Origin of the sequence: Leptolyngbya cf. ectocarpi LEGE 11479, from assembly GCF_015207065.1 — a bacterium.
GTDB lineage: Bacteria > Cyanobacteriota > Cyanobacteriia > Phormidesmidales > Phormidesmidaceae > Leptothoe > Leptothoe ectocarpi.
Window position 1 is genome coordinate 1 of the sequence record NZ_JADEXP010000305.1, and the last position, 7,830, is coordinate 7,830.

General features: G+C 47.5%; 8 protein-coding genes. 2 read left to right on the top strand and 6 right to left on the bottom strand.

Annotation, left to right across the window (positions count from 1 at the left end):
* Positions 1 to 2,340, bottom strand: a 2,340-nt coding sequence (locus tag IQ260_RS23675; RefSeq protein WP_193995547.1) for a PAS domain S-box protein, incomplete at its 3' end; no start/stop codon positions are given.
* A gap of 135 nt (positions 2,341 to 2,475) precedes the next feature.
* The gene (locus IQ260_RS23680; RefSeq protein ID WP_193995548.1) at positions 2,476 to 3,960 is read right to left on the bottom strand and encodes a CPBP family intramembrane glutamic endopeptidase; all 1,485 of its coding nucleotides are present in this window, start codon (positions 3,958 to 3,960) and stop codon (positions 2,476 to 2,478) included.
* A 219-nt stretch (positions 3,961 to 4,179) separates the two neighbouring features.
* Here IQ260_RS23680 and IQ260_RS23685 point away from each other — a divergent pair, with 219 nt between their 5' ends.
* Together IQ260_RS23685 and IQ260_RS23690 are read left to right on the top strand one after the other, a co-directional pair.
* Positions 4,180 to 5,286, top strand: coding sequence for a TRAP transporter substrate-binding protein (locus IQ260_RS23685; RefSeq protein WP_193995549.1), 1,107 nt, complete (start codon positions 4,180 to 4,182; stop codon positions 5,284 to 5,286).
* Between the two features lie 45 nt (positions 5,287 to 5,331).
* Complete coding sequence (locus IQ260_RS23690; protein ID WP_193995550.1) at positions 5,332 to 5,568, top strand: hypothetical protein; 237 nt, start codon at positions 5,332 to 5,334, stop codon at positions 5,566 to 5,568.
* Between the two features lie 37 nt (positions 5,569 to 5,605).
* Here the strand turns inward: IQ260_RS23690 and IQ260_RS23695 are convergent, their stop codons facing one another.
* From IQ260_RS23695 to IQ260_RS23710, 4 genes are all read right to left on the bottom strand, one after another.
* Positions 5,606 to 5,929 (bottom strand): type II toxin-antitoxin system PemK/MazF family toxin, encoded by a 324-nt coding sequence (locus IQ260_RS23695; RefSeq protein ID WP_193995551.1) that lies wholly within the window; start codon positions 5,927 to 5,929, stop codon positions 5,606 to 5,608.
* On the bottom strand, positions 5,923 to 6,183 hold the full coding sequence (locus tag IQ260_RS23700; RefSeq protein WP_193995552.1) for an AbrB/MazE/SpoVT family DNA-binding domain-containing protein: 261 nt from the start codon (positions 6,181 to 6,183) through the stop codon (positions 5,923 to 5,925). Before IQ260_RS23700 ends, IQ260_RS23695 begins: the two co-directional genes overlap by 7 nt.
* A 171-nt stretch (positions 6,184 to 6,354) precedes the next feature.
* A complete protein-coding gene (locus tag IQ260_RS23705) occupies positions 6,355 to 7,038 on the bottom strand; it encodes a Rho termination factor N-terminal domain-containing protein (RefSeq protein ID WP_193995553.1) in 684 nt (227 codons plus the stop codon).
* Positions 7,035 to 7,718, bottom strand: a complete 684-nt coding sequence (locus IQ260_RS23710; protein WP_193995554.1) for an AAA family ATPase — start codon at positions 7,716 to 7,718, stop codon at positions 7,035 to 7,037. The genes IQ260_RS23705 and IQ260_RS23710 overlap by 4 nt, the downstream gene beginning before the upstream one ends.
* Positions 7,719 to 7,830: the final 112 nt, after the last annotated feature.

Here is a 7,830-nt window from a genome sequence, read left to right on the forward strand (position 1 = left end):
CCACTGTTGTTGACCGCGCTGCTGAACAATGCCTGAATCATCGGCCTGATAAACCCGTACGCGGTTACGTCCTCTTGCTTTAGCTTGATGACAGGCCGCATCAGAGGCACTGAGAGCTGATTCAATATTGGGCATATCGACGCCAATTTTGGCCAGCCCAATGCTGACGCCAATACGAAATATCACATCATTCCACGTAAATCGCAGCTCATGAATGGCCGCACGAATTTTTTCAGCGATCATAGCGGCTTCAGCCAGACGGCAGCCATGGAGAATCAGTCCAAATTCATCTCCACCCAGCCGGGCTAAGGTATCCACACCGCGCACCTGTTGTTTAATCATCAATGCCACCTGCTGCAAGAGATCATCCCCCGCATTGTGGCCACAGGTATCGTTGACAATCTTAAATCGGTCTAAATCTAGGTAGCACAGCACATGATGCTGACTCAATGAATTCTCTAGGGTGGCTTTGAGAATGGCTTCAAACTTACGTCGATTGGCTAAACCGGTCAAACTATCATGGCTCGCTTGCCATGACAGCTGTTGAGCAATTTTTCGAGACTGGGTAACATCACGAAATACCATGACCGAGCCTAGCATTTGGCCATTGCGATCGCGCAGTGGAGCGGCCGAATCATCAATCCCATATTCAGCGCCATCTCGAGCTAGTAATATTGAATCTTGCTCTAGGGCAGAGATAGATCCCTCTCTCAATACACGTTCTACCGGATTCTCTAAGGGATCACGTGTGCCCGCCCGCACAATCATAAAAACACTTGTCAAAGGTCGCCCGATCGCTTCCGCATTAGACCATCCCGTTAACTTCTCGGCTACCGGGTTTAAATAGGTGATTCGACCGGTATCATCAGTCGTTACAACCGCATCACCAATGGACTGTAACGTGACTTGAGCCATCTCTTTTTCTCGAAACAGTTCGCGCTCTGCTATCTGACGTTGAATAATCTCCAGCTGTAGTTCAGCTGTCTTACTCGCCACCAAATCCTTTAGGTGATGTCGATGCTCTTCTAGCTCTTGTTCTAGCTGTTTGCGCTCACTAATATCTTCCGCCACAATCACCAAATAATTCCCTTCTGGCGTATGAGCCTGCGATATTGTCACATGCAGCCATATCTCCGTACCATCACCGCATAAACAGCGTTTGTCATGGGTAAATACGTCTATCTCTGCTCGAATTAATCGCTCTATTCCCTCTTTCGTCTCAGCAATATGGGCAGGATGGGTGATGTCAAACCCAGTTTTAGCCATCAGCTGAGTTGCAGAATAGCCAAGCATCTCACAAAAGCGACGATTGACCTGCAAAAACTGCCCTTGTAAATCAACATTGGCAATGCCTGCAGCGGCCTGCTCAAACGTCAGCTGAAAGCGTCGCTCACTCTCGGCCACCTGTGTAGTGAGTGCCTGATTAAGCTGTCCTAGCAAATGTAAGCGTTCATCGTTTAATTGATCGACTTGCTGCTGCAAAATTTCGACAGTGCTAGACATTTCGATGGGGTTGAGCACTGACAAAAAACTCGCTTGGGTCACAATCCCGGCCAGATAGCCGAACTGATCAGCCACCACCAGACGCCGAACTCGCAATCGCTGCATTGCCTGGCTTGCATCCCAAAGGGATGTATCAGATTGAACAAATACGAGGGGAGTGCTCATCACCTTTCTCGCGCTCACCGTATTCACATCCAACAATAGCGCCCGAAATTGAACAATATCTCGCTCAGTGACAATACCTATCGGTCGTTTTGAGGCATGCGGGCATGCTCCAGAAGCATCCGTCTCAACAATCACTACACAGCTTACGCAATTGGCCACCATCAGCTGGGCAAGGTCTATCAATGTGGTCTCGGGAAAAGCCGTGACCACCTCAGATGCCATTACATCTGCCACTAATCGCAATTTCAATAAAACTTTTGGCTGAACAGCCTTACGTAGACTCTGGGTCGTAACGACTCCCAGCAGATGCCCGTCTCGTAAAACCGGTAAATGACGTATTCGATACTTGCGCAGCAACCCCAGAACTGACAAGGGATCATCAAGATCAGTTTCCGATAGAGTTATCAGCGGACTTGTCATCACATCTGCTACACAAAGAGAGGTAATTTCACTACCCTGAGCTGTTAATTTCACCAAATCTCGTTCAGTAAAAATACCCACAAGTTCTTGATGTTGAGTGACCAGAGCATAGCCTAACCTAGCGTTTGAGCCAGACTCAGTCACACTTCTCTCAGTTGCGGCAAATACACCCGGTTTACTCTGACTCATCCATGTGAGCAACGTACTTAATGGAGTACTCACATCAACGACTAACGAAGGTTGGTCTAGCATGAAGGTGTAACGCAACAACGTAACGAGAGTATGCTTACCATCCTATATAAATGAATTCTCATCGCTAACCCACAAGAAGTTAACCATTACTTCAATATGTAAATATTCTATGCAAACACTTTATATTGACAATCACTAACTACCCAGTAAAAATAACCCCAGCAACGTAGCACTGTTCCAGAGGCTGTGGATCAGCATGGGGGATAGAAGATTACGAGATCGCGTATATACCCAGGCCAAAATCGCCCCGAGTAACGTCAGCGGCAGAACTTCTGACAGACTGAGATGGGCCGAAGCAAAAATAAAGCTACTCAGCAAAATCGCACCCCAAACAGGCATATAGCGCGTCAGGGACGGCAGTAAGAAGCCTCGGAAAAGCACTTCCTCAAACAGAGGGGCGGCCACAGCAGCCGTCAGAAAAAATAACAATAGCGCCACAGAGTCGCTTTCTTCCAAGACCGTTTGCAGCAGTGGGTTATTGCCACCTTGCCCCTGCCAGATTTTTTGGTTGAGGGCCGAGATGGCGATCATCAGCGGTAGCGCCACCACATAGCCGCCCACGCCCCAAATAGGCCAGCGATCAAATAGCTTGAGCTGAAACCAGTCTTTGGGGAAGGGCCTGTAGGTCCAAATTGAGCCAGCTAGTACGGCGATGCCGCTCGCTGACATCAGTAGATAAAAGATCATGGAATATAGGGCTCGTCCCCGGCTGCCCGTGGCGGCAAAGCTAAGACCCGAGAGCTGTAGTACAAACGGAATTAGCAGCTGACCCACAAAGAAAAAGCCAACAATCAGCACCTGCCAAATGATTTCTCCATCCCAGGGCACCTCCCACGGGGAGACGGCTTTACCCAGGAGCGACTCCCCTCGCTTTGTAAACCACTGCACGCCTAGAGCAATCAGCACACCAACGCCAATAATGCAGCCCAGCACGGGCATCGTCCCCACAGCGGCCAGCTTTACTAGTTTGGACTCAGCTGCTGTTTGTTCTTGATTATTGAGCTGAGCGAGATCTACCGAGCGCTCGTCTAAGGTGTAAAGCTGCTCTAAAACACGGTACTGAAACCAGCCGCTCAGCTGATTAGTAATGGTCGCTTCAGCGGTTGGGGTAATCATCGGCGGTGTCGCCCATAGGCCCAGTAAAACATTAGCGACGTCAGCGGTTGACCCATCACCCGCCGTCAACGGCTGCCAGCGCTGGCGAGCACGTTCAATATTTTTTTGCTGGGTGGCAATGATGCCAAGTTTTAGATCAATCCGCTCAATCAGCGTTTGCTGCTGGGTAATGGCCGTTTTGAATTTCTCGGGCTGGGGATTGGCGTCCTGAGCGGCTAATTGTTTTTGAGATCGTACCACCCCAGCCGCCGCTTCTTTGCGCACCGATTCATACTGCTTTGCCACCGACTCCAGAGGTTTTGCCCCCAGTAGCGCATTGCCCAACTGCTTAAATTCATCCCCTGCCAGCGCGTCCCACTCGGACGCCTGCAGCAGCAAATCGCTCTGATACAGCTGTAGCTGCCCGGTCACCTGGGGCTGGGAAAAGCTTTCATACAGTGACGAAGCCACCACTAAGGCTACCAGGCCCGTCAAAATCGATAAAACAACCCGCTTTAGCGTCATTAAGTTAAACGCTCAGAAACCTGAGGGGAAAACAAACTAATCCCAAGCATTATTACATTGGGGCGTGGGCAGCGCCCATTATTAACGACTGTTGCCGATGTGATTAATCCTTTAAGCAGAGTGATTTAATACACTTGGCATGGCTCTGTATCAATAACTACAGGCCGCTGCTCCACACTGACATCCGCTTGCACTATATCCGTAGAGCTTCAGACCGCTATGAAACGTAGACAGTTAATGGGTTATGGCTTAACTGGTGCCGCCAGCACCGCTGCATTAGCCGCCTGTGCCCAGTCCACCACACCCACCGCTGCAGGCGATGGGGAAGCTCTGCCTACCGTGCGATGGAAAATGGCTACGAGCTGGCCAAAGTCCCTGGATACGCTATTCGGTGCGGCTGAAATTGTGTGCGATCGCATCGCCGCTATGACCGATGGCCGTTTCACCATCGAACCCTACGCGGGTGGTGAAATCGTACCTGGCTTACAGGTACTCGATGCCGTTCAGGATGGCACCGTGGAATGTGGTCACAGCGCCTCTTATTACTATGTGGGCAAGAGCGCAGCCCTCGCCTTTGGCACCACCGTTCCCTTTGGCCTCAACGCCCAGCAGCAGAACGCTTGGCTCTACCACGGCGGCGGTCTAGAAGCCATGCAAAAGCTCTATGCCACATTCAACGCCATTAACTTTCCGGCGGGCAATACCGGCGTTCAGATGGGCGGCTGGTTCAACAAAGAAATCAACACCGCCAACGACCTGCAGGGTTTAAAGATGCGCATTCCCGGCTTGGGCGGCAAAGTCATGGCCAAGCTTGGCGTCAACGTCCAAAACTTACCCGGTAGTGAAATCTTTTTGGCCCTAGAGCGCGGTGCCATTGATGCCGCTGAGTGGGTCGGTCCCTACGACGATGAAAAACTCGGTCTCCAAAAAGCCGCCGAGTTTTACTACTATCCCGGCTGGTGGGAGCCCGGTCCCACCTTTGACATGATGATCAACATGGATGCCTGGACATCTTTACCCCCGCTCTACCAGGAAATTGTCAAAACCGCCTGTGTAGAATCAAATATCAGCACCTTAGCCAAATATGACGCCGTCAACGGCGCAGCCCTCAAGAGTCTTCTGGGTGCCGGTGCCCAGCTCAAACCCTTCAGCGATGAAATCCTGGCCGCAGCCGAAAAAGCCGCCTTCGAAATCTACGAAGAAACTGCGGCTGAAGATGCTGACTTCAAGGAGATTTACGACCAGTGGAAATCCTTCCGTGACTCAGTCTACGGCTGGAACCGTCTGAACGAACTAGGCTTTGCAGGATTTGCTAACCAAGCATAATCCATTGGTTAGAGTTGAGTCTAGACTCATTGTAAATAGAACAAAATGACTCACATTAGCGTTCAAATTCCGATCGAGCCACTGATCACCGCTATCAGCACTCTCGAATTCAAGGATAAGCATAAACTGCTTGAAATCTTACAGCAGCAAATCTTTGAAGCTGAAAAAGCTGGCTACGAAGATGATGATGAAACGAAAGCCGAAATACAGGCTGTCCAAGACGAATTTGAATCTGGCGATTACACAACATTTGATACTTACCTGGCAAATCGTGCAGAGTAAGTTTTGTGAAATACACCGTCGTCATTTTCAAAACCACTTACTCTGCAAACAACTTAGACAGTGTTGAGAGCACCGCTTTTTGAGTTTCTCTATGAATTGGACCTAAGTTTTTAATCACACGCCCCTTATCAACCGTTCGGATTTGGTCTAGAACAACCTGGCCTACCTTTCCTTGAAACCTACAACTGACACGGCTTGGATACGTTCTACTTTTGGTCGTCATAGGAGCAACAATAATCGTACCGATATGCTGATTTATTTCATCCGGTGAAATCACCAAACAGGGTCGTGTTTTTCTAATCTCTCGTCCGACTGTAGGATTGAGATTCACAAGCACCACATCAAATCGATGAACTACCATTCCCACTCATCGATCTCCCAATCGGTTGCTAAATCATTATCCAGCAATGCATCGTCGCCATGCTCTGCCATAGCAGCAAATGCTTCTCCCCAATCAGCGCGGGGATGGGATACCGCGCGGACAACCAAGCAACCATCTTGAACTTCGATCTCGACATCACCCAAAATGCCACTTTGCTCTAGAAGCAGCTTGGGAATGCGAATACCTTGGGAATTCCCAATTTTGACGATGCTAGTTTTAATCGCTGTACCCATATCATCAACCTTGTGGCGTACCTACAATGTAACCACATTAGTCAGAACTGTCCATAGCAAGTTGTTTGGAAGCACTGGATTCCACACTAAAACCATATTTCTCTACATTGATACAAACACCATCCATAGATTAGACAAGTTATTCATTACAGAGCGTAGCTTGCACCGTAATTAGTCTTCTTCCATCAACCGCTCAACTAAGCGAGGTTTGCTCAACTTGGAAATCCCTTTGATTCCACGCTTTTTTGCTATGTCAGTTAACTGTTTTTTCGTAAACGATTCTAAGAGTTTGCGATCTGTAATCACATCAGGCAAAGGTTCCGGGGTCAAATAGAAAACCTGCTCCAATGCTTTCAGTTTCTTACCCGCTGTGATTCTGCATCCTAACTTGGTAATAGGTTGAAAACTACTCCAATATTGTCTAGGCGCGTCCTCAATACGAGTCACAGCTATACCTAAATTAACCCCTTTAAGAGGAGTATTAGGTTGTTTAATAAGATAGTCTAGGGCTAACTTTATTTCATCTCTACTAGCTACAGATAGATTGATTTTTGGGATAGATTCCCTACAGAGCGCTTGCACAATAGCTTTGGTCTCCGAGGAATCATCTGCAACAATACACCAAACCTCTTCTAGGTCTGCTTCCTCTGCCACGGCATAAACAAATTCATTACCAATTACCTGATATTGGTCTGCTCCAGTTTCAGTCACAATGAGCGGAAGCCAATTACGTCCTCCTTGAATAAGTAAGTCAGCCGTTGATGTTATGAGATAGTCATGGGCATCAGTTAACTCACTTGATGTAATGGAGTCAAAAGGAAAACACATCAAATTGCCTAATTCCGAAAAGCTCATAGAAAATACTCTCTAACTAGATTTACGTACTGATCTCTGACCGTTTTATGCCAGAAGGCTCCTGGAATATGCATAAAGTCTGATTGCGAAATGTAGGCCAAGTAGGGCACTGAAATCATGGCCAAATCTTGACTATCGCGTCTTGGTTTACGATTGGAATAAAAGTACGGAGTAAGATTAATACCATACTGTTGATTTGATTTAATTACCCTGGCAATAGCCTTGTGCATTACATTAACTTGAGCATCGGTAATGGAGTGAGCATTATTCAGAAATACAGGTAGGGCAACAGGACCTGGATAGCCATACTTTCTTAAGGTTTTCTGGGCCGCTGGAATAAAACGTGCTATTGCCATTCCAGCATTTTGTAAAGAATGCAAATTATCATGTCGAGCAGGAATGAGGACAACGTCCGCAGCACAGACTGCTTGCTGAGAAAAAATCAACCATCCAGGAGGTGCATCTATAAAAATGTAGTCATACTCTTGTTTAGCTGCTTCTAGAGCTTTTAAGAGCGTATAAGGTTTTGCTTTCTGCTTTATCGTAGCTTTTACGTCTGAATTTTCAGTCGTACTAGATAGCTCTTGATCTGCCAACACAACATCAAAGCCATAATCATTTTTAAGTCTAGGATGACTAAATTTATACAATCTTGTTATTTCGCATAAGTACTTATCCAAAATTAATTACATAGTCTTCCCCAAACCCTTTGAGGACTTTTTCGACATATTGAACCAAGCTTTCCCAACTCTCGTAAGCATCAAATTCAATCCACTCATATTTCATAAACCG

What these genes read in the sequence shown, in the direction of transcription:
- IQ260_RS23690 (WP_193995550.1), top strand. Translation starts at nt 5,332, where the DNA reads ATGACTCACATTAGCGTTCAAATTCCGATCGAGCCACTGATCACCGCT.
- IQ260_RS23705 (WP_193995553.1), bottom strand. Translation starts at nt 7,038, where the DNA reads ATGAGCTTTTCGGAATTAGGCAATTTGATGTGTTTTCCTTTTGACTCC.
- IQ260_RS23685 (WP_193995549.1), top strand. Translation starts at nt 4,180, where the DNA reads ATGAAACGTAGACAGTTAATGGGTTATGGCTTAACTGGTGCCGCCAGC.
- IQ260_RS23700 (WP_193995552.1), bottom strand. Translation starts at nt 6,183, where the DNA reads ATGGGTACAGCGATTAAAACTAGCATCGTCAAAATTGGGAATTCCCAA.
- IQ260_RS23695 (WP_193995551.1), bottom strand. Translation starts at nt 5,929, where the DNA reads ATGGTAGTTCATCGATTTGATGTGGTGCTTGTGAATCTCAATCCTACA.
- IQ260_RS23680 (WP_193995548.1), bottom strand. Translation starts at nt 3,960, where the DNA reads ATGACGCTAAAGCGGGTTGTTTTATCGATTTTGACGGGCCTGGTAGCC.